The following is a 20715-nucleotide window of genomic DNA, read 5'->3' as shown; positions in this document are numbered from 1 at the left end:
AACTGCGACCCCGGGGGGCGTCCCCCCCGACCCAGGCCCCCCCCTGCGCGGTCACCCGGGGGGCCACCCCCCCCCGCGGGCCCCCCAACCCAGCGGGGCCACGGCGGCGCCGTACGGTGGGGCCCATGACCGGCCCCCACCCCACCACCCGCCGCCCGGCCGTCCGGCGCGTGGTCTCCCTCGTGCCCTCGCTGACCGAGGCGCTCGCCACCACCGCCCCCGGCCTGCTGGTGGGCGCCACCGACTGGTGCAGCCACCCGGCCGACCTCGCGGTGGAACGCGTCGGCGGCACCAAGAACCCGGACGTGCGGCGCGTGGTGGCGCTGGCGCCCGACCTGGTCGTCGCGAACGAGGAGGAGAACCGCGAGCCCGACCTGGCCGCGCTGCGCGCCGCCGGCCTGCGCGTGCGCGTCACCGAGGTGCGCGACCTCCCGCAGGCGCTGCGCGCCCTGCACCACCTGCTCGTCGAGGACTGCGGCCTGGCCAGGCCCGACTGGCTGGACGCGGCCGAGGTCGCCTGGCGTGAGGTGGCCGCGCGCCCCCGGAACCCGCCGCGTACCGCCGTGGTGCCCATCTGGCGTCGGCCCTGGATGGTGCTCGGCCGCGACACCTTCGCCGGTGACCTGCTGGCGCGCCTGGGCGTGCGCCAGGTGTACGCCGACCATCCCGAGCGCTACCCCCGTATCCCGCTGGCGGACCTCCGCGCCAGCGGCGCGGACCTGGTGGCCCTGCCCGACGAGCCCTACCGCTTCACCGCCGACGACGGCCCCGAGGCGTTCCCCGGGCTGCCCGCCGCGCTGCTCAGCGGGCGCCATCTCACCTGGTACGGGCCCTCGCTGGTGACGGCACCGACCGTGCTCGGCGACGCCCTGCGCCGGGCCCGCTGACCGCCCCGCCGCCGCGCGGGCCACGCGGGGCGGCGGGTTCGGGCGCGGGCGTGGACGCGCGCGCCGGCGCGACCGGGGCTCCCGGCTCGGGTCCGGACGGCTGGCGCGGCGCGGCGTCGGGCGCGTGACCGGGCGCGGCGGTGGGGGCCCCGGTGGCGGTGGGCGGGGTCGGGGACACGGTGAGCAGGGCGCCGGTCAGGACGCCCCGGGTGGTGCGTACGGCGGTCACCAGCCAGGCCGCGACCAGGAACGCGTACAGCCCGACGGCCAGCCAGCGCGGCGCGTCCAGGCCGGTCAGCCGGGCCAGGCCGCTCGCGCCGGTGACGCAGGTGCCGACCGGGAAGGTGAACGCCCACCAGGTCATCGCGAACGGCATGCCGCGCCGCGCGGCCCGCACCACCAGCGCCCCGGCCACCACCAGCCACCACAGCGCGAAGCCCAGCACCGGCACGCCGTACACCAGCGCGAAGCCGCCCAGCGCGTCCGCGTGCGCCCCCGGCACGGCGCCGGGGGCGGCGTCGGCCAGCTGCGTCACGGCGGTCGTCGACTGGCCCAGCGGCCCGAGCACCAGGAACAGCGTGGGCGTCAGAGCCAGTGGCGGCGGCCCGCACCGCAGCAACCCGGCCACGATCACCGGCAGCAGCACCAACGTGGCGAGCAGGCTCAGCCCGAACAGGGCGAAGCAGCCCAGCAGCAGCGTGACCCGGCCCTGACCGGGCGGCAGATGGGGCACCAGGGCGGGGCCGGTGGCCGCCGACACCATCGGGGCGACCACCGGCAGCAACCACACGGCCGACGCGTCGCGCGGGCCCAGCCGATGCCGGGTGATCAACAGATACGGGATGCCCGCGGCGGCCAGCAGCCCCAGAGCCGTGCCACCGGCCCACAGCGCGCCGGCCACCGCGACCGCGCCCCGCTCACCGACCACGTCCCGGCCCACGGCCAGCGTGCCCGCGCCGACCGCCAGCAGCGCCATGGCCAGGCACCCGTAGAACGGCGCGACGGTCGGATCGCGCAGCTGCGCGCGGGCCCGGTCCCCGTGGCGCGCCCAGTGCCGCGCTCGCGCCGCCAGCAACCCCGCCAGCAGCAGGGCCGACAGGGCCCACACCACGGCGTACGCCGGGCGCGCCCCCGGCACGTCGACGGGCAGGCCCACCCCGGCGGTGGCCACGATGGCGGTGCCCATGACGGTGGCGTACCAGTTCGGCCCGAGCGGGCGCACGCTGATCCGGGGGGATATGAATGGGCGCGAGCCCGTGGCGGCAAGGGTGACCATGCCTCCACGGTGCGCCGCCCACACCACGCTGACCAGGGCCGTTACGGCTATGAGGGCATAAGCTGAGGTTATGGGTGAGGCGAGTGGTGGTGGTACGGGCGGCGGGGCGCGACGGGCAGCGGGACGGCGGCCCGAGGCGGGGGCGCGGCCGGACGCCGGCGGGCGGCTGCGGGCGCGGGGGGCGCGTCGGCCCGGCGCGGGGGAGCGGTCCGCCGGCGCCGCGCGGTCCGGCGGCGGGGAGGGCGTCACGGCCGGGGACGGGCCCGAGCCCGCCCCCGACCTCCCCGGCACCGATCTGCCCGCCACGGGCCAGCCCGCCCCCGACCTCCCCGCCACGGACCCGTCCGAGGCTGACGGGCGGCCCGCCGGCCGGCGGCGATCCGGTGGGGGAGGGGCTCGGCGGGAGATGGGCCCCGGGGAGGACGCGCCGCGCGTCCCGCTCGCCCACCGCGTGCCCGACCTCGGAGCGCTCGAACTGCTGCTGGCCGTGGCCCGGCTCGGCAGTCTGGGGCGCGCCGCGCGGGAGACGGGCATCAGCCAGCCCGCCGCGAGCGGCCGGATCAGGGCGATGGAACGCCAACTCGGCATCACCCTGGTGGAGCGCTCGCCGCGCGGTTCGCGGCTGACGGACGCCGGCACGCTGGTCACCGAGTGGGCGCGCCGCGTGGTGGAGGCGGCCGAGGCGCTCGACGTGGGCGCGCACGCGCTGCGCGACCGCCGCGACTCCCGGCTACGGGTCGCCGCGAGCATGACCATCGCCGAGTACCTGCTGCCCGGCTGGCTGATCGCGCTGCGGGCCAGCCGGCCCGGGACGGCCGTGTCGCTGTTCGCGGGCAACTCGACCGAGGTGGCCCGGCGGCTCCGGGACGGCGAGGCCGACCTGGGCTTCGTGGAGGGGGTCGGAGCGCCGGCCGGGCTGGCCGGCGCGGTCATCGGCCGCGACCGGCTCGTCGTGGTCACCGCGCCCGCCCACCCGTGGGCGCGCCGCCGCCACCCCGTACCGCTGGCCGAACTCGCGGCGACGCCGCTGATCCTGCGCGAGCGCGGCTCGGGCACCCGGCAGGTCCTGGACGCGGCGCTGCGCGCGTTCGGCGGGCTGGCCGAGCCGCTGCTCGAACTCGCGTCCACCACCGCGGTCAAGTCCGCCGCCGTCAGCGGCGCCGGCCCGGCCGTCCTGAGCGAACTCGCCGTGGACGACGAGCTCGCGGCCCACCGTCTGGTGGCCGTGCCGGTCGAGGACGCCTCACTACGCCGCGAACTACGCGCCGTCTGGCCCGTGGGCGCCCGCCCGGCGGGCCCGGCCCGCGACCTGCTGAGCCTGACCCGAGGCCGGGACCAGCGGCCTTGACGGCGACCACGGCGGGAGCGGGCGAGCAGGCCGCCGCAGGGTGACTCGCCGCCGCCGCCCCCGGCCCCTCACCCCCGGCCCGGCGCCTCTGGTGCGCCCGAGGCCCGACTCAGCGCCCCTGGTGCGCGGCCTCCTCGCCCGCCGCCCGTACCAGCGCGCGCGTCAGCCGGTCGTCGTCGCCCGCCTCCGGGTGCCACTGGACGGCCAGGGCGAAGGGGTGGGGGACGGTGAACTCCAGGGCCTCCACGGTGCCGTCGGCGGTGTGGGCCGAGGCGACGAGGTCGGCGCCGAGGCGGTCCACGGCCTGGTGGTGGTAGGTCGGCACGCGGGTCGGCGTGGCCAGGAGTCGGGCGGTGCGGGTGCCGGGGACGGGGGTGACCTCGTGTGCGGCGAATTGGCCGGGCGGGCCCGCGTGCCCACCGTGGCCCACCACCTCGGGCAGGTGCTGGTGGAGGGTGCCGCCGCGCGCGACGTTGAGCAACTGCATGCCACGGCAGATGCCCAGCAGGGGCAGGCCGCGCTCCCACGCCGCCTCGATCAGGGCCAGTTCCCACGCGTCGCGCTCCAGCGCCGGCGGGCCCGTCTCGGGGTGCGGCGCGGCCCCGTACCGCTCGGGGCGTACGTCGGGGCCGCCGGCGATGACCAGGCCGTCGAGCCGGGCGACCGCCTCCCGGGCCGCGCCCGGCGCCTGGTCGGGCGGCAGCAGCGCGGCCAGCCCGCCCGCGCGCTGGACGAGGCGGTGGTAGCCGGCCGGCAGCAGAGCGGCGGGCAGGCGCCACACGCCCCACCGGGCCTCGTCCTCCAGATAGGTGCTGATGCCGATCAGCGGTGCGGGCATGCGGGCCTCCGGGTCAGTCGCGGGTCAGCGTCGCCTCGGCCGCCGCGAGGGCGGCGAACTCCTCCTCGGGCGCCGAGGCCACCAGACGGTGCCTGCTGTAGCAGGCGAAGTAGAGCAGGGCCGCGCCGTACACGCCGAGCGCGATCAGCGCCGCGCGCGGGTCCACCAGGAACGTGGCCACCAGCGCCGCGCAGGCCAGCACCAGCGCGACGGCGGAGGTCAGCGCGCCACCGGGGGTGCGGTACGGCCGGTGCAGGCGCGGTTCACGGCGGCGGAGCACCAGGTGGGACAGGGCCATCAGGGCGTAGGAGATGGTGGCGCCGAAGACCGCGACGTTCAGCATCCGGGCCCCCTCCCCGCTCGCGGCGGCCAGCGCGAAGCCCAGCGCCCCGGGCACCAGCAGCCCGAGGTAGGGGGCCTTGCGGCGGTTGGTCAGCGACAGGGCGCGGGGCAGGTAGCCGGCCCGGGAGAGGGCGAAGAGCTGGCGCGAGCCGGCGTAGACGAGGGAGAAGAAGGAGGCGACGAGGCCGGTCAGGCCCGCGTAGTTGACGATCCGGCTGGCCGTGGTGGGCTCGCCGTGCGGCTGGAGGGCCTGGACGAGCGGGTCGCCGACCTCCGCGATGGCGGCGGCGCCGCGCGCTCCGGTGGCGGTGACGAAGGTGGCCAGCGCCAGCAGTACCAGGACGCCGAGCGACCAGGCCATCGCCCGGGGCAGGGTGCGGGCCGGGTCGCGGGCCTCCTCGGCCGCCAGCGGCACCCCCTCGACACCGAGGAAGAACCACATGCCGAACGGGAACGCCGCCCAGATCCCGAGCAGGCCGAACGGGAGCCAGGAACCGGCGCCGAGGGCGCCCCCGCCCACCGGGATGTCGTGGAGCCGGCTCGCGGAGAACTCGGTGACGGCGGCGCCCACGAAGACGACCAGCGTGGCCACCGCGACAGCCGTCACCACCAGGATGAACCGCAGCGCCTCACCCACGCCCCACAGGTGCAGACCGACGAACAGGCCGTAGCAGACCAGGTAGACCGGCCACCCCGACTCCAGGCCGAACAGCCCGAGCGACTCGACGTACTCGCCGATGAACAGCGCGACGGCGGCGGGCGTCAGCACGTACTCGATCAGGATCGCGGTGCCGGTCAGGAAGCCGCCCCAGGTGCCCAGCGCGCGGCGCGCGAAGCCGTAGCCGCCGCCGGCCGTGGGCAGCACGGCCGCCAACTCGGCCAGCGAGAGGACCAGACAGGTGTACATCAGCCCCATCAGCGCGGCGGCGATGGCCAGCCCGCCGAAGCCCCCTTCGGACAGGCCCGCGTTCCAGCCGGAGAAGTCCCCGGAGACGACGTAGGCCACACCGAGCCCGGTGAGCAGCAGCGGTCCCGCGCTGCCCCCGCGCAGCGCGCGCCGCTCCAGGTAGGCCGTGGGGTCGGCGGCGGCCGGGTCGCCCGGTTCCGCGCCGGTGCCGTCGGCCGCCGCGCGGGCCGCGGGCACGGCCCCGCGCGCCGGCGAAGGGCCGCCGGCGGGCGGGGCGTTCAGGGAGCCGGGCCCGGCGTGCGCGGGCGCGCGGGTGGCGGCGGGCGGCGTGCCCCGCTCCGGGGTGGCCGGCCTCCCGGCTCGCCGCGGCTCGTCGCCGCCGGTGGGTGCGGAGGTGCGCTCAGGTCCGTCGGCCATGGGCCGCTCCCGCCTGCCAGGGAAAGGTGTGACTGCATACCATTGCCACCCCGCGCGGCGCCGCGCAAGACCCGCGTACGGGTTGCGCGGTGGTGCGCCGGGCGCTGCCCGCCGCCCCGCGCGCGCCGGGCGCGGTCCGGCCGCCGTCGCCGGCGCGACACTCCCGTACGCCCCGTCACGTCAGGAAGCCGCGCACCAGGGCCGCCGTGCCCGCGCAGTGTTCGCGCATCACCTCACGGGCCCCGTCCGCGTCGCCGTCCAGCACCGCCTCGGTCAGCGCCGCGTGCTGGGCCTGGGAGTGCTCCAGGCTCCTCACCAGCAGCGGGAGGCAGTCGAGCAGGTCGTTGAGGCGGGCCCGCACCGCCGCGTACGCGGTGGCCAGCGAGGGGCTGTCGGCCAGAGCGGCCAGTGTCAGGTGGAAGAGCGTGTCCGCCCGGCGGTAGTCCTGGGGCGCCGCGTCGCGCGTGCCGTCCAGCGCGGCCCGCAACCGCCGTCGCTGGTCGGGGCCGAGGTCGTGGGTCGCGCACAGGCCCGCCGAGCCGACGTCCAGCACCTCGCGGAAGCGCAGCGTGTCCGCCAGGTCCACCCCCGCCATCCGGCACCGCAACTCCTCCGCCGCGACCCGCGTCGCCCGCCGGGCCCGGACGAACGTCCCGCCGTACCGGCCGCGTCTGCTCTCCACGAGCCCCTGCTCCTGGAGCACCTTCAGCACCTCGCGCAGCGTCACCCGGCTGATCCGCAGCCGCTCGGCCAACTCCCGCTCGGCGGGCAGCCGTTCGCCAGGCGAGACCAGGCCCAGCCGGATGACCTGGAGTATCTGCTCCAGCGCCTCCTCGAAGCCGTTGCCGGCCCGCACGGGACGCAGCACCGACCCCAGCGGGGCCAGTTCCACGGGCCCGTGCGACAGCGCGCCGCCCGAGGTGTTCGTACCGGTGTCCATCAGCCCCCTCCTCTCGTCGCGACCACTTCCCAACCAATGGTCTACGGCCCTACCTTATGACCTTCGGACGCACCGAAAGGAGGCACGCCCGTGGGAGACCGCACGCCCCCGCTCCCGGTCGACGAACTACGCGCACTGGTCGACGCCGGGGAGATCGACACCGTCGTCCTCGCCTTCACCGACATGCAGGGCCGACTCCAGGGCAAGCGGTTCGCGGCCCGGTTCTTCCTCAGTGACGTACTGGAAGGCGGTGCCGAGGGCTGTACGTACCTGCTCGCCGTCGACGTCGACATGAACACCGTGGACGGCTACGCCATCTCCTCCTGGGACAACGGCTACGGCGACTTCGCCATGCGCGGGGACCCCACGACCCTGCGTCGCGTGCCCTGGCAGCCGGGCACCGCCATGCTCACCGCCGACCTCGGCTGGCACGACGGCTCCCCGGTGTCCGCCTCGCCCCGCCAGGTGCTCCGCCAGCAGACCGCCCGGCTGGCCGAGCGCGGCTGGAGCGCCTACGTGGGCACCGAGCTGGAGTTCCTGGTCTTCCAGGACACCTACGAGCAGGCGTGGACCGCCGCCTACCGCGACCTGACCCCGGCCAACCAGTACAACTCCGACTACTCCGTGCTCGGCACCGCCCGCGTCGAGCCGTTACTGCGGCGCATCCGCCTGGAGATGGACGCGGCCGGCATGACCGTGGAGTCCGCCAAGGGCGAGTGCAACCCGGGCCAGCACGAGATCGCCTTCCGCTACGACGAGGCGCTCGTCACCTGCGACCAGCACGCGATCTACAAGACCGGCGCCAAGGAGATCGCCGCCCAGGAGGGCACCGCGCTGACGTTCATGGCCAAGTACGACGAGCGCGAGGGCAACTCCTGCCACATCCACCTCTCACTGCGCGACGAGTCCGGCCGCCCCGTCCTGGCCGACGACAGCGCTCCGTACGGCATGTCCACCACCATGCGCCACTTCCTGGCCGGCCAGCTCGCCGCGCTGCGCGAACTGACCCTGCTGTACGCCCCGAACATCAACTCCTACAAGCGGTTCCGGCCCGGCTCCTTCGCGCCCACCGCCGTCGCCTGGGGCCCGGACAACCGCTCCTGCGCGCTGCGCGTCATCGGCCACGGCGCCGGCCACCGGCTGGAGAACCGGCTGCCCGGCGGCGACGTCAACCCCTACCTCGCCGTCGCCGGCATGATCGCCGCCGGCCTGCACGGCATCGACCAGCGGCTGGAGCTGCCCGACCCCGTCACGGGCAACGCGTACACGAGCGAGGCCGCCCGTGTGCCCACGACCCTGCGCGAGGCCGCCGACCTGTGGGAGAACAGCGCGCTCGCCCGGGCCGCCTTCGGCGACGAGGTGGTCGAGCACTACCTGCACATGGCGCACGTCGAACAGCGGGCGTACGACACCGCCGTCACGGACTGGGAGCGCTTCCGCTCCTTCGAACGGATGTGAGGAGGCCCCCGTTGGCCCAGGTGCGGTTCCCGACCGAACACCAGGTTCTCAACCCCGCCACCGAGGAGGTGGTGGCGACCGTTACCGCCACCACCCCGGAACAGGTCGCCGGCGCCGTCGCCTCGGCCGCCGAGGCCCAACGCGGCTGGGCCGCCCTGGCCCCCGGCGACCGGGCCAGGGCGTTGCGCGCCTTCGCCCAGACCGTCGACCAGCACATCGAGGAGCTGGCCCGGATCGAGGTGCGCGAGGCCGGCCACCCGATCGGCAACGCCCGCTGGGAGGCCGGCAACGTCCGCGACCTGCTCGACTACGCGGCCGGCGGGGTCGAGCGACTGACGGGACACCAGATCCCGGTGCCCGGCGGCCTGGACGTCACCTTCGCCGAACCGCTGGGCGTGGTGGCCGTCATCGTGCCGTGGAACTTCCCGTTGCCCATCGCCGCCTGGGGCCTGGCCCCGGCCTTGGCCGCCGGCAACGCCGTCCTCCTCAAGCCTGCCGAGGCCACCCCGCTCAGCGCGCTGCGGTTGGCCGAACTCGGCCGGGAGGCCGGCCTGCCGCCCGACCTGTTCCAGGTGCTGCCCGGCGCCGGACCCGTGGTGGGCACCGCGCTGGTGGACCACCCGGACGTCGCCAAGGTCGTCTTCACCGGCTCCTCCGCCGTCGGCCGGCAGATCATGGCCCGCTGCGCCCCCCAGGTCAAACGGCTCACCCTGGAACTGGGCGGCAAGAGCCCCAACATCGTCTTCGCCGACGCCGACCTCGAACGCGCCGCCCGCACCGCGCCCGCCTCCTTCCTCGACAACAGCGGCCAGGACTGCTGCGCCCGGGGCCGTGTCCTGGTCCAGCGCTCCGTCTACGACCGCTTCCTGGCCCTGCTCGAACCCGCCGTCCAGGACTTCGTGGTCGGCGACCCGGCCGACCCCGCCACCCAGATGGGCCCGCTGATCTCGGCGGCCCACCGCGAACGCGTACGGTCCTTCGTCGCCGAGGACGCCCCGGCCGTCATCCGGGGCAAGGCCCCCACGGGCCGGGGCTTCTGGTACCCGGCCACCGTCGTCGAGGCGGCTGCCGACAGCCGGATCGCCACCGAGGAGGTCTTCGGCCCGGTCGCGGTCGTCATCCCCTTCGAGGACGAGGCCGACGCCGTACGGCTGGCCAACGCCACCGACTACGGCCTGGCCGGCTCGGTGTGGACCCGCGACGTGGGCCGCGCCGTGCGGGTGGCCCGCGCCGTCACGGCCGGCAACCTCTCGGTCAACTCCCACAGCAGCGTCCGCTACTGGACCCCCTTCGGTGGCTTCAAGCACTCCGGGCTCGGCCGCGAGCTGGGCCCGGGCGCGCTGGCGGCCTTCACCGAGACCAAGAACGTCTTCATCAGTACCGAGGAGGACTGACGTGAGCGACACCCCGGCCGAGCGGCCCTCGCCCGGCACGAGCGCCCCCGTGTGCCGCCGCCTGGTGGGCCGTACGGCGGTGATCACCGGCGCGGGCAGCGGCATCGGCCTGGCCACCGCCCGCCGACTGGCCGGCGAGGGCGCGCGCGTGGTGTGCGCCGACATCGACGAGCGGGCGGGCAAGGCTGTGGCCCAGGAGGTCGGCGGCCTGTTCGTCGAGGTCGACGTCACCGACCAGGACCAGGTGGAGGCCGCCTTCCAGACCGCGTACGACACCTACGGCTCGGTGGACGTCGCCTTCAACAACGCGGGCATCTCACCGCCTGAGGACGACTCCATCCTCACCACCGACCTGGCCGCCTGGCAGCGGGTCCAGCAGGTCAACCTCACCTCGGTCTACCTGTGCTGCAAGGCCGCCCTGCCCTACATGCGGGCCCAGGGCCGGGGCTCGATCATCAACACCGCCTCCTTCGTGGCCGTCATGGGCGCGGCCACCTCGCAGATCAGCTACACCGCCTCCAAGGGCGGCGTGCTGGCGATGTCACGCGAGTTGGGCGTGCAGTTCGCGCGCGAGGGCATCCGGGTCAACGCGCTGTGCCCGGGGCCGGTGAACACCCCCCTGCTCAAGGAGCTGTTCGCCAAGGACCCCGAGCGCGCCGCCCGCCGCCTGGTGCACGTGCCCGTCGGCCGCTTCGCCGAGCCCGAGGAGATCGCCGCCGCCGTCGCCTTCCTCGCCAGCGACGACGCCTCCTTCGTCAACGCCGCCGAGTTCCTGGTGGACGGCGGCATCGCCGGCGCGTACGTCACCCCGCTCTAGACCGCGCCCCGCCCCGGTCGAACCGGCCGGGGCGGGGGCGCGACCCCGCGCCAGCGGCCCGGCCCGGCCGACAACCGCCCGCCACCGCACCGCTGTCCCGCACCGGGGCGTGGCCATAGGGTGACGGGGTGAGCATGACGACACCTCCGGGCTGGTACCCCGACCCCGACCACCAGGGCCCCGGGCCCGCCCCCGAGCGCTGGTGGGACGGGGCCAGGTGGACCGACGCGCGCCGCGCCGCGTCCTCGGTGCACGACGCGCAGACCATGCTGTCCGCGCCGATGACCTTCGCCCCCGGGCCCCCACCGCCGGGCACCGCCCCCTACAACCCGCCGCCGGGCACCGCCCCCTACGGCGCGCCCCCGGCGCAGCCACCCGGCTACCCGCCGGCCACCGGCGCCCCCTACGGCACCCCCGCCCCGGGCTACCCCGGCGGGCCCGGGCCTGGGCAGCCCGGCGGGCGGAGCCGCCGAGGCGTGATCATCGGCGTGATGGGCGCCGTCGTGGTCGCCGCGATCGTCGCCGGTGTGCTGGTCCTCCAGAACGGCGACGACGACGGGGACGGCGACCAGGCCCGACCGACACCCTCGGCCGGCGTGCCGACACCCGGCGCCGGTCAGGGCGGCACGGGGGGCGACGGCCCCTCGACCGCGCCGAGCGCGCCCAGCGCCGGCGGGCGGATGGCCACCGACCCGGCGAACGGCATCAGCGTGCCGGTCCTCGACCAGTGGACGGCCAACCCACCGCAGGCGGACGGCCTCGGCATCACCACCTCGCCCTACCCGTGCCCCAACGACGCGGCCACGCGCTGCGTGCGCGGCGGCGTGTTCAGCTTCGGTTCGACCGGCAAGGGCTACCGGGCCAGCACGGCCGAGGGCATCGCCCGGGAGGACATCGCGCGCAACGCCCAGGACTCCTACGGCAGCGGCCAGCGCGGCAAGCCGGCCGCATACGGCGGGCTCAACGGCCACCAGGAACTGAAGGCCGAGGCGGTGACCGTCGCGGGCCAACCCGGCTACCTGGTGCGGTGGAAGGCGGACACCAAGAAGGGCGACGACGGCTACGTGCAGTCCGTCGTCTTCCCCGAGCCCGGCCGGAGCGCGAGCGAGGCGCGGATGGTCGTCGTGCGCCTCGGCTTCGACGTCAGCTCCTCGGCTCCGCCGCTGTCGGCCATGGACGAGATCGTCGGCGGCATCCGACCGGCGACGGGCGACGGCGAAGGCGTGTGACCCGCCGGGCGCGGGCCCGGCCCCGGTCGCCGCGCCCGCCCCGGTGGCCGCGTGGCGGCCGGGCTCAGCACGCGGTGGCGCGGCCGGACCGGCCCCGGGGCTCGCCCGGCCGCCCTCCCACCGCACGTGCGGCAGCCGCTAGAGGAACGTTTTGCCCTCGCCCCGGTACGTCGGCACCACGTCCACCACCCGCTCACCGTCGACCAACTGCACCGCGTCGAAGCGCTCGCACAACTCCCCGGCCTTGGCGTGCCGGAACCACACCTTGTCCCCGATCAGCAGGTCGTCAGCCGCCGCGCCCACCAGCGGGGTCTGCACCTCACCGGGGCCTTCGAGCGGGTGGAAGCGCAGCCCGCGCGGCAGGTACGGGACCGGCAGCCGATCCGCCCCGGCCGCCCCGGAAGCCGGATAGCCACCGCCGAGGACCGTCACCACACCCACCCCGGGCCGACGCACCACCGGCAGCGCGAACAGCGCGGCCGGGTGGCCACGGAAGGACGAGTAGTGGTCGAAGAGCCGGGGCACATACAGGCCCGAGCCAGCGGCCAGTTCCGTCACCGCCTCCTCCGCCGCGGTGTGCTGGAGGCTGCCGGTGCCGCCACCGTTCACGAACTCCAGGTCGGCGATGCGCCGCACGGCCCGCACCGCCGCCGCCCGCCGCGCGGACAGCTCGCGCCGCGCGGTGGACTGCAACAGCCGGATCGCCCGCGACCGCACCGGATGCCCGGGCACCGCGTCCCCCACGCCCGCGATGTGCCCCTCGTACGCCATCAGCCCCACCAGCCGAAAACCCGGCCGGTCCACGACCAGGCGGGCCAGTGCGGCCAGTTGGTCCGGGGCGTGCAGGGGCGAGCGCAGCGCCCCCAACCGCAGCGCTCCGCCCATCAGCCGCAGCGAGGTGTCCAACTCCAGGCAGACTCGCACCTCTTCGGTACCCGTCCGTACGGCGTCGATCGCATCGAGCTGAGCCGGGTCGTCCAGGGTGACGGTCACGGCGGCGGCCAGTTCCGGATCGCCGGTCAGCGCGGCGTATCCGGCCCGGTCCGCGGACGGGTAGGCCAGCAGCACGTCGCGTACGCCGGACCGGGCCAGCCACAGCGACTCGGCCAGCGTGAAGCTGAGGACGCCCGCGAAGCCGTCCTGGCGCAGCACGCGCTCCAACAGCGCGCGACAGCGCACCGACTTGGTCGCGACGCGGATCGGCTTGCCCCGGGCGCGCTGCGCCATGTCGCGCGCGTTGGTGTCGAACGCCCGCAGGTCGACCACCGCGAGCGGCGCGTCCAGATGGGCGGTCGCCCGGTCGAGGCGGACCCGGTCGGAGCTCGGATACGACATGGGGGCAGCTTGCCAGAGGTCATTACCAGTGGGTAGTCGGGCACCCGGTGCGAACGGTGCCCGACGCACCGTAGAGTGTCGCGCACGCCATGACCGGCAGGTCAGCGGCGTGCTGTCCACATACGAACCGGCCTGTCCCGAAAGGCGATCGGGTGGCTCGGCCGGAGCGGGTGTCGAAGGGTGCGAGGGGGTGCAGGTGGGCGCCGACGCGGAGCACGCACGCGCCTCTCGCCCCCTCCCGTCCACCTCGCCCGCGGCCCGGCCCGGCCCGCCGCCGGTCACCGGTCCGCTCGTGGCCCCTCCGCGACCCCCGAGGCCCCCCGGGCGCCCTCCCGCAGCACGGCTCGCCAGCGGCCCGCCCGTGGCGCCACCACCCGCCACCCCGCCGGCCCCGCCCGCGCCGTCGGCCCGTCGCCCGCCGGCTCCGGCCGCCGCCAGCCCCGCACCGACCGTTCCCGTGCCGCCGCCCGCGCGAGCCGCCACCGTGCCGGCCGCCGCGCCGCCACCCGTCGCCGCGCCGTCCGCGCCCGTACCGCCCGCCGCGCCGCGCCCCCGTGCCCCGAGGCCGCCCGCCCCCCGTACCGCCCTGCCCAGGGAGCCGGGCGCACGCGGGGAGACCCGGTCGCGGGCCGGCCACACGGGCCCGCCCCGGCCGCCCGCCCCGCCCCGTCCCGGCGACCGCCTCGACGGGCCGACGGCGCCCGCCCCCGCGATCGAGCCCGAGGCGACACCCGTGCCCGCCCCCGAGCCAGCCCCCGCTACCCCGACCGCGCCCGAAGCGTCCCAGGCGACGTTCCCCACAGCCCGGTCCGAGCCGGGCCGCGCGGTCACGGAACCCGCCGCCCCGGTTCCGCCGCGCCCGACCCGCTGGCCCGACGCCGGCGTCCCGCCCCGGCCGACCACGCCCCCCCGACCGACCGGCGCGCCCACCCCGACGCCACAGTCGCCGGTCACCGAGCCCGCCCCGGCGCCGCCGACCGCCGGCGCGACCGCCGAGTCGACCGCCGGCTACGACCCCGTCGCCGGCCTCGCCGCCGACCTGCGCGCCCACGGCATGACCCTCATGGGCGCCGGCCCCCGCCCCGCCCGCCGCGAACGCGGGCTGACCCGCCTGGTGACCTCCGTGGTGTGCGCCGTGCTCGGTGTCGGCCTGCTGGTCGGCGCGGTGTTAGGGAGCCTGCTGCGCGAGGACGGCGGCCGGCCCCGCCCGGTCGACGCCTTCCCCCACGCCCGCACGCTGTGGCGCACCGTCCCCGTGGACACGCTCTTCCCCCGCACCCTGACCGGCCCCGGCGCGGGCCCCGGGGGCGCCGACCGGACCTGGACCCGGATCGCCGTCGCCCCCGACGGCCGCTGCGCGGACGCCTTCGACCCGCTGCTGGCCACCGCGCTGTCCCCGGTGGGCTGCGAGCGGCTGCTGCGCGCCACGTACACCGATGCCACCAGCACCAGCGTCACCACCGTCGGCCTGCTCATCACGCGTTCCGACGCGGCCGGCATGCGCGCCCTGCGGAACCGGTTCGCCGGTGAACGGCTCGGCGGGCGTGCTGACCTGCTACCCAAGCCGTACGCGGCCACGGGCACACCGGCCGCCGCCTTCGGCGACGCGCAACGGGCGAGCTGGCGCGTCAGCGTCTCGGCCGACCTCCCGGTGATCGTCTACGCGGTGAGCGGCTTCGCCGACGGACGCAGCATCGACCGGCCCGAACCCGCGGACCGGGCCACGGCCCGTGGGGCGACCACCGACCCGGCCCAGGCGGGCCTGGGCCACGACGCGAAGGGCGTCGCGGCCGGCGTCGAACGCGCCTTCCGCGCCGCCGCGGCCACCGCCAGGAAGGCCCCGTGATGCGCGCGCGACGCGGCGACCCCACCCCCCGGCCCGACGCGCCCGCGGGCCCGCGTCGACCTCGTACGGCCGGCGCCGTACGCCGCCCGCTGGCGCGCACCCTGGCCGTGTCCGGCGCGCTCGCCTGCCTCACGGTGCTCCCGCCCGCCCCCGCCGGAGCCGACGGCATCCGCTCCCAGGAGTGGGCGCTGGACGCCATCCACGCGCCGCTCGCCTGGCAGACGACCAAGGGCGCCGGCGTCACGGTCGCCGTGCTGGACACCGGGGTGGACGCCGAACACCCCGACCTCCAGGGCCAGGTGCTGCCGGGCAAGGACATGATCGGGTTCGGCGCGCGGCGCGGCGACGTCTCCTGGGCCCGTCACGGCACCGCGATGGCCGGCATCATCGCGGGGCGCGGCCACGGTGCGGGGGGCGGCGACGGCGTGGTCGGCGTCGCTCCCGGCGTGAGCATCCTTCCGGTGCGGGTCATCCTCGAAGAGGGCGACCCGGCGCGCAAACGGGCCCGCGCCGCGCGCGGCGCGGCGCTGGCCGACGGCATCCGCTGGGCCGCCGACCACGGCGCCGACGTCATCAACCTCTCACTCGGCGACGACAGCGAGTCCGCCCACCCCGAGCGGCGCGAGGACGCGGCGGTGCAGTACGCGCTGCGCAAGGGCGTCGTGGTCGTCGCCTCGGCCGGCAACGGCGGCGGCGAGGGCGACCGCGTCTCCTACCCCGCCGCGTACCCCGGCGTGATCGCCGTGACCGCCGTGGACCGCTACGGCAGCCGTGCCGCCTTCTCCACCCGCCGCTGGTACGCCACGATCTGCGCCCCCGGCGTGGACGTCGTCATCGCCGACCCCAACCGCCGCTACTACCAGGGCTGGGGCACCAGCGCGGCCTCCGCGTTCGTCTCCGGTGCCGCCGCGCTGGTCAGGTCCGCCCATCCGGACCTGAGCCCGGTGCAGGTCAAGCGGCTGCTGACGGAGACGGCCCAGGACCGGCCGGAGGGGGGCCGCAACGACGAACTCGGCGCGGGCATGGTCGACGTCGCCGCCGCGATCGAGGCCGGCGGCGCCCTGGAGGCCCGCGCGCAGCTTCCCTCGCCCGCCGCGTACCCCGACCGTTACTTCGGCCACGGGCCGCTGCCCGAGCGGGCGGCCGGCGGACAGGGCGGCGGCCCGAGCACACTCGCCCTGAGCGCCGGCCTGGCGGGGGCGGCACTGGTTCTCGCGGCGGTGGCCCTGTGGCGCGAGCGCCGGGTTCGCGCGCCGGGCCGGCGCCCACCGACGGGCTGACCCCGCCAGGGCGCCCGCCGGCCCGCCTCCCGCGCGGGGCGCGCCGGCAGGGCCGCCAGCGTCGGCGTGACCACCCGACACCTCGCCCTCCTGGCCAGCTCACCGCCCCGTACACCGCCCGGGTAGCCTCGACGCGTGGCCCTCAAGAACATCCCAGACCCCGGCTTCTCCGACGACGACGGCTCCGCCGACGAACGACTGAGCGCGGCGCTCGCCGCGTGGGCCAGCGACCCGGCCGCCGAGTCGCGGGTGCTGAGCGCCCTGGTCGGGGCGCGGCTGCTGGTGCCGGTGGTCGCGGTGCTCGGGGAGGTGGAGGAGGCGCCGACGGCGGACGGCGGCGTGCTGCGCCGCGAGAAGACCAGCGACATGGCCGTGCCCACGCTGCGGGCCCCCGACGGCCGGCGCGCGCTGCCGGCCTTCACCTCCACCGAGGCGCTGGCCCGCTGGCGCCCCGACGCCAGGCCGGTGGCCGTGCCCCTGCACCAGGCGCTCCAGGCCGCCGCGCACGAGCGGGCCGACACCCTGGTGCTCGACCTCGCCGGCCCGGTGACCTTCCCGCTGACCGGCCCGGCGCTGCTGGCCCTGGCGGAGGGCCGCACCAGCACCGATCCGCTGACCGACCCGGCCGTCGCCCAGGCCCTGCGCGCCGTGCTGGCCACCGAGGCCGGCGTGGTGCGGGCCCACCTGGCGCCGGCGCCCGACGCCGAGGCCGACGCCACCCTGGCCCTGACGCTGGCCGCCGACGCCCCCGCCCACGAGGTCGCCCAGCGCCTCGCCAAGGCCCTCGCCGCCGACGAGGTGCTCCGGGCCCGACTCGTACGGGGCCTGCGACTGGCCCTGCTGCCGGCCCACGCGAGCCTTCCGGGCGAACCCCTCTACGTCGCCGGGTAGCGCCCCCGCGCGGGCCGCCGGCCACCCCTCCCCGGCCCCCACGCGTCCGCCCGTGGCGCGCGGGCCGGATTCCGCCTGCTCGTCAGCGGGCGAAATGTCCCATAACGCCCCACAATGCAACAGGAGCAGTGCACGATCATCCACACAAGGAGAGCGTCATGGAGACGAGACTGGAGACGGTGGAGACGCGGACGGTCATCTCGGAGTTCACCGGAACCCTGCTGCTGGTGTTCTTCGCGGTCGGCTCCGCCGTCCTCGCCGCCGACTACATCGGCACCGTCGGCATCGCGCTCGCCTTCGGCTTCACCCTGCTCGCCCTGGCCTACGCGCTCGGCCCGATCTCCGGCTGTCACATCAACCCGGCCGTGACGCTGGGGATGCTGGTGGCCGGCCGCATCTCGCCGCGTACCGCGATCGAGTACTGGATCGCCCAGCTGCTGGGCGGCATCGCGGGCGCGGCCATCCTGTTCCTGCTGGCCAAGCAGGTGCCGGGGCTCAAGACCAGCGGCGCGTTCGGCAGCAACGGCTACGGCGACCGCTCGGCCGTGCACATCAACACCGGCGGCGCCTTCCTCGCCGAGGTGATGCTGACCTTCCTGCTGGTCTTCGTGGTGCTCGCGGTGACACACAAGGTGGCCGTCGTCGGCTTCGACGGACTGCCGATCGGCCTCTCGCTGGCCGTCATCCACCTGGTGGGCATCCCGCTCACGGGCACCTCGGTGAACCCGGCCCGCAGCTTCGGCCCCGCCATCTTCGCCGGCACCGACGCCCTGGAGCAGCTGTGGCTCTTCCTGGTGGCCCCGCTGATCGGCGGCGCGCTGGCCGCCGTCTGCCACCAGTTCACGCATCCGCGCGCGGGTGACCTGCTGAACCGGGAGAAGTCCGAGATCTGACCCCGGGCCCGGCCCCGTCGGCCCGCGCCCGGCCCGCCGCGTGTCGGCCCGGCGCGGGCCCGACGCGCGGCGGGCCGCTCCGGTCGCGAGCGCGACGACCGCCCGCGTACGGCCCTGGCCGCGACTCAGCCGCCGAACACCGGCCCCGTGAACTTCTCGCCCGGCCCCTGGCCCGGCTCGTCCGCGATCACCGACGCCTCGCGGAACGCGAGCTGGAGCGACTTGAGGCCGTCGCGCAGCGGGGCGGCGTGGTAGGAACCGACCTCGGTGGCGCTCGCGGTGACCAGGCCCGCCAGCGCGGTGATCAGCTTGCGCGCCTCGTCCAGGTCCTTGTGCTCGGGGGCGTCCTCGGCGAGCCCGAGGTTGACCGCGGCGGCGCTCATCAGGTGCACCGCGACCGTCGTGATCACCTCGACCGCGGGCACGTCCGCGATGTCGCGCGTCATCGTGTCGAAGTCCGGGCTCGCGCCCTGGTCCTGGTCGGGCTGCGGGGCGTCGGCGTCGCTCATGGCTCTCTCGTCTGTCGAAGTCGGTGGGGTGCCCGGCGCGGTGGGCGTGGGCCGGGCGTCGGGCGGGCTCCCCTGGTGGACCCACCGGCGCGCCCGCGTGCGAAGCGCCCGCGCGGCCCGACCCGCGCGCCACGGCGGGCGTGCGCGCCAGGGTCGGTCGGCGGTCCTCACGCATCGTACGAGAGGAGCCCCGGTGTGCCACGCGCCCGCCGCCCGGCACCGGCGCCGGAGCGGTGTGGCGGGGCGCGGGGCGCGCGGCGGCCCGCCGGTGCGACCCGGAGGCCGCAGGTCAGTGGCGGTACCGGTGGCGGTCGGGGGCGCCGTCGACGGGAGTGGTGTAGCCTGGGAAGCGACCGGCTGGGCATAGGTGTGCCCGGCCCACAAGTGGAGGCTCCGACTCTCCCACCTTGCTGGCCCCCGAGGCCGGCGGGTCCCGGTCCGGCAGGGCCCGTCGTTCCGTACGGACGACGTGGATCTGCCTGATGCGCCCCGCGGTGACTCCGCAGCGGTGCTCCCGGAAAGTGAGGAGCCCGCCTGTGTCCCGTTCGGGGCGTTTTATGCGTCTCGGCACGGTGGTCACACCGAAAACTGACGTTACACGGCTGTCCGCCAGGCGGCCGTGTGGTGCAACTGAGGAGGCCCCATCAGCGCCGAGCCCCGCATCAACGACCGGATTCGCGTCCCCGAGGTGCGACTCGTCGGTCCCAGCGGCGAGCAAGTTGGCATCGTCCCGCTTGCCAAGGCCCTGGAGCTTGCGCAGGAGTACGACCTGGACCTGGTCGAGGTCGCGGCGAACGCCCGTCCGCCGGTCTGCAAGCTCATGGACTACGGAAAGTTCAAGTACGAGTCGGCCATGAAGGCCCGTGAGGCGCGCAAGAACCAGGCGCACACGGTCATCAAGGAGATGAAGCTCCGGCCGAAGATCGACCCGCACGACTATGACACCAAGAAGGGTCACGTCGTCCGGTTCCTCAAGCAGGGCGACAAGGTCAAGATCACGATCATGTTCCGTGGTCGTGAGCAGTCCCGGCCGGAGCTCGGCTACCGACTGCTCCAGCGGCTCGCGGAGGACGTCCAGGACCTCGGCTTCGTCGAGTCGAACCCGAAGCAGGACGGCCGGAACATGATCATGGTTCTCGGTCCGCACAAGAAGAAGACCGAGGCCATGGCCGAAGCCCGCGAGGCGCAGGCCGCCCGCAAGGCGGAGCGGCAGGGCGTCACCGCGGACGCGCCCGAGCAGCAGTCCGCCGAGGAGCCGGCCGAGGCCTGATCGTGGCGGCCTGAACGTGAGGCCGCCGCACCGGGGCCCCGCCCCGGAACCCCAACTGAACGAGCTGACGCTTCCGCCTGCCCGCGAGGGCCGGCGAAGCGCCCGACGAGGAGAGAACGGCGACATGCCGAAGAACAAGACGCACAGTGGTGCCAGCAAGCGCTTCAAGATCACCGGCTCCGGCAAGGTGCTCCGTCAGCGCGCCGGTCGCCGCCACCTTCTCGAGCACAAGCCGTCCACGCTGACGCGCCGCCTCGCAGGAACCGTCGAGCTGGCCCCGGGCGACGCCAAGAAGGTCAAGAAGCTTCTCGGCAAGTGACGCCCGGCCCCGCCACGGCGGGGCGAGCGTCCAACGATCGGGACCCATTCGTTTCCGGGCCGCGTGAGGTATCCGCGGCCCCGTACAAGGAGTAAATCAAGTGGCACGCGTCAAGCGGGCAGTCAACGCCCACAAGAAGCGCCGGGCGATCCTGGAGCAGGCCAGCGGCTACCGGGGCCAGCGCTCGCGCCTGTACCGGAAGGCGAAGGAGCAGGTCACCCACTCCCTCGTCTACAACTACAACGACCGCAAGAAGCGCAAGGGCGACTTCCGGCAGCTGTGGATCCAGCGCATCAACGCCGCCGCCCGCGCCAACGGCATGACGTACAACCGCTTCATCCAGGGTCTGAAGGCCGCCAACGTCGAGGTGGACCGCAAGATCCTGGCGGAGCTCGCGGTCAACGACGCGAACGCGTTCGCGACGCTCGTCGAGGTGGCCCAGAAGGCGCTGCCCAGCGACGTCAACGCCCCGAAGGCCGCCTGAGCGGTTTTTCGCGGCCCCGGGTCCCAGGACCCGCC

18 protein-coding genes and 1 pseudogene are annotated in these 20715 nt (G+C 76.0%); 13 read left to right on the top strand and 6 right to left on the bottom strand.

Annotated features, from left to right (window positions below; genetic code table 11):
* Nucleotides 1-125 precede the first annotated feature (125 nt).
* Nucleotides 126-887, top strand: coding sequence for a helical backbone metal receptor (locus ACFVFR_RS02685; protein WP_383697383.1), 762 nt, complete (start codon nucleotides 126-128; stop codon nucleotides 885-887).
* Between the two features lie 136 nt (nucleotides 888-1023).
* Here the strand turns inward: ACFVFR_RS02685 and ACFVFR_RS02680 are convergent.
* Nucleotides 1024-2163: pseudogene (locus ACFVFR_RS02680) on the bottom strand (TDT family transporter); the annotation flags it as partial.
* 406 nt (nucleotides 2164-2569) lie between these two features.
* Between ACFVFR_RS02680 and ACFVFR_RS02675 the strand changes: the two are divergent.
* Nucleotides 2570-3511: a LysR family transcriptional regulator gene (locus ACFVFR_RS02675; RefSeq protein WP_383697381.1), complete on the top strand. Its 942-nt coding sequence runs from the start codon at nucleotides 2570-2572 to the stop codon at nucleotides 3509-3511.
* A 109-nt stretch (nucleotides 3512-3620) separates the two neighbouring features.
* Here the strand turns inward: ACFVFR_RS02675 and ACFVFR_RS02670 are convergent, their stop codons facing one another.
* From ACFVFR_RS02670 to ACFVFR_RS02660, 3 genes are all read right to left on the bottom strand, one after another.
* A complete protein-coding gene (locus tag ACFVFR_RS02670; protein ID WP_383697379.1) occupies nucleotides 3621-4349 on the bottom strand; it encodes a gamma-glutamyl-gamma-aminobutyrate hydrolase family protein in 729 nt (242 codons plus the stop codon).
* Between the two features lie 13 nt (nucleotides 4350-4362).
* Nucleotides 4363-6015 carry an ethanolamine permease gene (eat, locus tag ACFVFR_RS02665; protein WP_383697377.1) on the bottom strand — a complete coding sequence of 551 codons (1653 nt, stop codon included), beginning with the start codon at nucleotides 6013-6015 and terminating at the stop codon, nucleotides 4363-4365.
* Between the two features lie 175 nt (nucleotides 6016-6190).
* Nucleotides 6191-6955, bottom strand: a complete 765-nt coding sequence (locus ACFVFR_RS02660) for a FadR/GntR family transcriptional regulator (protein ID WP_383697375.1) — start codon at nucleotides 6953-6955, stop codon at nucleotides 6191-6193.
* 90 nt (nucleotides 6956-7045) lie between these two features.
* On the opposite strand from ACFVFR_RS02660, the gene ACFVFR_RS02655 reads away from it, so the two are divergent.
* The 4 genes from ACFVFR_RS02655 to ACFVFR_RS02640 all read left to right on the top strand — a co-directional run bounded on the left by ACFVFR_RS02655 (nucleotide 7046) and on the right by ACFVFR_RS02640 (nucleotide 11853).
* Nucleotides 7046-8413, top strand: coding sequence for a glutamine synthetase family protein (locus tag ACFVFR_RS02655; protein WP_383697373.1), 1368 nt, complete (start codon nucleotides 7046-7048; stop codon nucleotides 8411-8413).
* Between the two features lie 20 nt (nucleotides 8414-8433).
* On the top strand, nucleotides 8434-9807 hold the full coding sequence (locus ACFVFR_RS02650) for an aldehyde dehydrogenase family protein (protein ID WP_383697413.1): 1374 nt from the start codon (nucleotides 8434-8436) through the stop codon (nucleotides 9805-9807).
* Between the two features lies 1 nt (nucleotide 9808).
* Nucleotides 9809-10624: a 3-oxoacyl-ACP reductase gene (locus ACFVFR_RS02645; protein WP_383697371.1), complete on the top strand. Its 816-nt coding sequence runs from the start codon at nucleotides 9809-9811 to the stop codon at nucleotides 10622-10624.
* Between the two features lie 134 nt (nucleotides 10625-10758).
* Complete coding sequence (locus ACFVFR_RS02640; protein ID WP_383697369.1) at nucleotides 10759-11853, top strand: DUF2510 domain-containing protein; 1095 nt, start codon at nucleotides 10759-10761, stop codon at nucleotides 11851-11853.
* A 138-nt stretch (nucleotides 11854-11991) separates the two neighbouring features.
* Here ACFVFR_RS02640 and ACFVFR_RS02635 read toward each other — a convergent pair whose 3' ends face one another.
* Nucleotides 11992-13188: an alanine racemase gene (locus ACFVFR_RS02635; protein ID WP_383697367.1), complete on the bottom strand. Its 1197-nt coding sequence runs from the start codon at nucleotides 13186-13188 to the stop codon at nucleotides 11992-11994.
* Between the two features lie 733 nt (nucleotides 13189-13921).
* Between ACFVFR_RS02635 and ACFVFR_RS02630 the strand changes: the two genes are divergently transcribed.
* From ACFVFR_RS02630 to ACFVFR_RS02615, 4 genes are all read left to right on the top strand, one after another.
* On the top strand, nucleotides 13922-15034 hold the full coding sequence (locus ACFVFR_RS02630; RefSeq protein ID WP_383697365.1) for a hypothetical protein: 1113 nt from the start codon (nucleotides 13922-13924) through the stop codon (nucleotides 15032-15034).
* Nucleotides 15034-16314, top strand: coding sequence for a type VII secretion-associated serine protease mycosin (mycP, locus tag ACFVFR_RS02625; protein WP_383697363.1), 1281 nt, complete (start codon nucleotides 15034-15036; stop codon nucleotides 16312-16314). The genes ACFVFR_RS02630 and mycP overlap by 1 nt, the downstream gene beginning before the upstream one ends.
* 135 nt (nucleotides 16315-16449) lie before the next feature.
* The gene (locus ACFVFR_RS02620; RefSeq protein ID WP_383697361.1) at nucleotides 16450-17205 is read left to right on the top strand and encodes an SseB family protein; all 756 of its coding nucleotides are present in this window, start codon (nucleotides 16450-16452) and stop codon (nucleotides 17203-17205) included.
* A 158-nt stretch (nucleotides 17206-17363) separates the two neighbouring features.
* Nucleotides 17364-18098, top strand: coding sequence for an MIP family channel protein (locus ACFVFR_RS02615; RefSeq protein ID WP_383697359.1), 735 nt, complete (start codon nucleotides 17364-17366; stop codon nucleotides 18096-18098).
* Nucleotides 18099-18223: 125 nt separating this feature from the next.
* Here the strand turns inward: ACFVFR_RS02615 and ACFVFR_RS02610 are convergent, their stop codons facing one another.
* A complete protein-coding gene (locus ACFVFR_RS02610) occupies nucleotides 18224-18607 on the bottom strand; it encodes a DUF1844 domain-containing protein (protein WP_383697357.1) in 384 nt (127 codons plus the stop codon).
* Nucleotides 18608-19250: 643 nt separating this feature from the next.
* Here ACFVFR_RS02610 and infC point away from each other — a divergent pair.
* The 3 genes from infC to rplT all read left to right on the top strand — a co-directional run bounded on the left by infC (nucleotide 19251) and on the right by rplT (nucleotide 20680).
* Nucleotides 19251-19877 carry a translation initiation factor IF-3 gene (infC, locus tag ACFVFR_RS02605; RefSeq protein ID WP_383697411.1) on the top strand — a complete coding sequence of 209 codons (627 nt, stop codon included), beginning with the start codon at nucleotides 19251-19253 and terminating at the stop codon, nucleotides 19875-19877.
* A gap of 124 nt (nucleotides 19878-20001) precedes the next feature.
* Nucleotides 20002-20196, top strand: coding sequence for a 50S ribosomal protein L35 (gene rpmI / locus ACFVFR_RS02600; protein ID WP_383697355.1), 195 nt, complete (start codon nucleotides 20002-20004; stop codon nucleotides 20194-20196).
* Nucleotides 20197-20296: 100 nt separating this feature from the next.
* Nucleotides 20297-20680, top strand: coding sequence for a 50S ribosomal protein L20 (gene rplT, locus ACFVFR_RS02595; protein ID WP_349993904.1), 384 nt, complete (start codon nucleotides 20297-20299; stop codon nucleotides 20678-20680).
* The last annotated feature ends 35 nt before the right edge of the window (nucleotides 20681-20715 follow it).

Origin of the sequence: Streptomyces sp. NPDC057702, from assembly GCF_042799315.1 — a bacterium.
In the GTDB taxonomy this organism is placed as follows: domain Bacteria; phylum Actinomycetota; class Actinomycetes; order Streptomycetales; family Streptomycetaceae; genus Streptomyces.
This window is presented reverse-complemented; position numbering and strand designations above follow the sequence as displayed.

What these genes read in the sequence shown, in the direction of transcription:
- ACFVFR_RS02635 (WP_383697367.1), bottom strand. Translation starts at nt 13,188, where the DNA reads ATGTCGTATCCGAGCTCCGACCGGGTCCGCCTCGACCGGGCGACCGCC.
- ACFVFR_RS02615 (WP_383697359.1), top strand. Translation starts at nt 17,364, where the DNA reads ATGGAGACGAGACTGGAGACGGTGGAGACGCGGACGGTCATCTCGGAG.
- ACFVFR_RS02675 (WP_383697381.1), top strand. Translation starts at nt 2,570, where the DNA reads ATGGGCCCCGGGGAGGACGCGCCGCGCGTCCCGCTCGCCCACCGCGTG.
- mycP (WP_383697363.1), top strand. Translation starts at nt 15,034, where the DNA reads ATGCGCGCGCGACGCGGCGACCCCACCCCCCGGCCCGACGCGCCCGCG.
- ACFVFR_RS02685 (WP_383697383.1), top strand. Translation starts at nt 126, where the DNA reads ATGACCGGCCCCCACCCCACCACCCGCCGCCCGGCCGTCCGGCGCGTG.
- ACFVFR_RS02660 (WP_383697375.1), bottom strand. Translation starts at nt 6,955, where the DNA reads ATGGACACCGGTACGAACACCTCGGGCGGCGCGCTGTCGCACGGGCCC.
- rpmI (WP_383697355.1), top strand. Translation starts at nt 20,002, where the DNA reads ATGCCGAAGAACAAGACGCACAGTGGTGCCAGCAAGCGCTTCAAGATC.
- eat (WP_383697377.1), bottom strand. Translation starts at nt 6,015, where the DNA reads ATGGCCGACGGACCTGAGCGCACCTCCGCACCCACCGGCGGCGACGAG.
- ACFVFR_RS02640 (WP_383697369.1), top strand. Translation starts at nt 10,759, where the DNA reads ATGACGACACCTCCGGGCTGGTACCCCGACCCCGACCACCAGGGCCCC.
- ACFVFR_RS02670 (WP_383697379.1), bottom strand. Translation starts at nt 4,349, where the DNA reads ATGCCCGCACCGCTGATCGGCATCAGCACCTATCTGGAGGACGAGGCC.
- ACFVFR_RS02610 (WP_383697357.1), bottom strand. Translation starts at nt 18,607, where the DNA reads ATGAGCGACGCCGACGCCCCGCAGCCCGACCAGGACCAGGGCGCGAGC.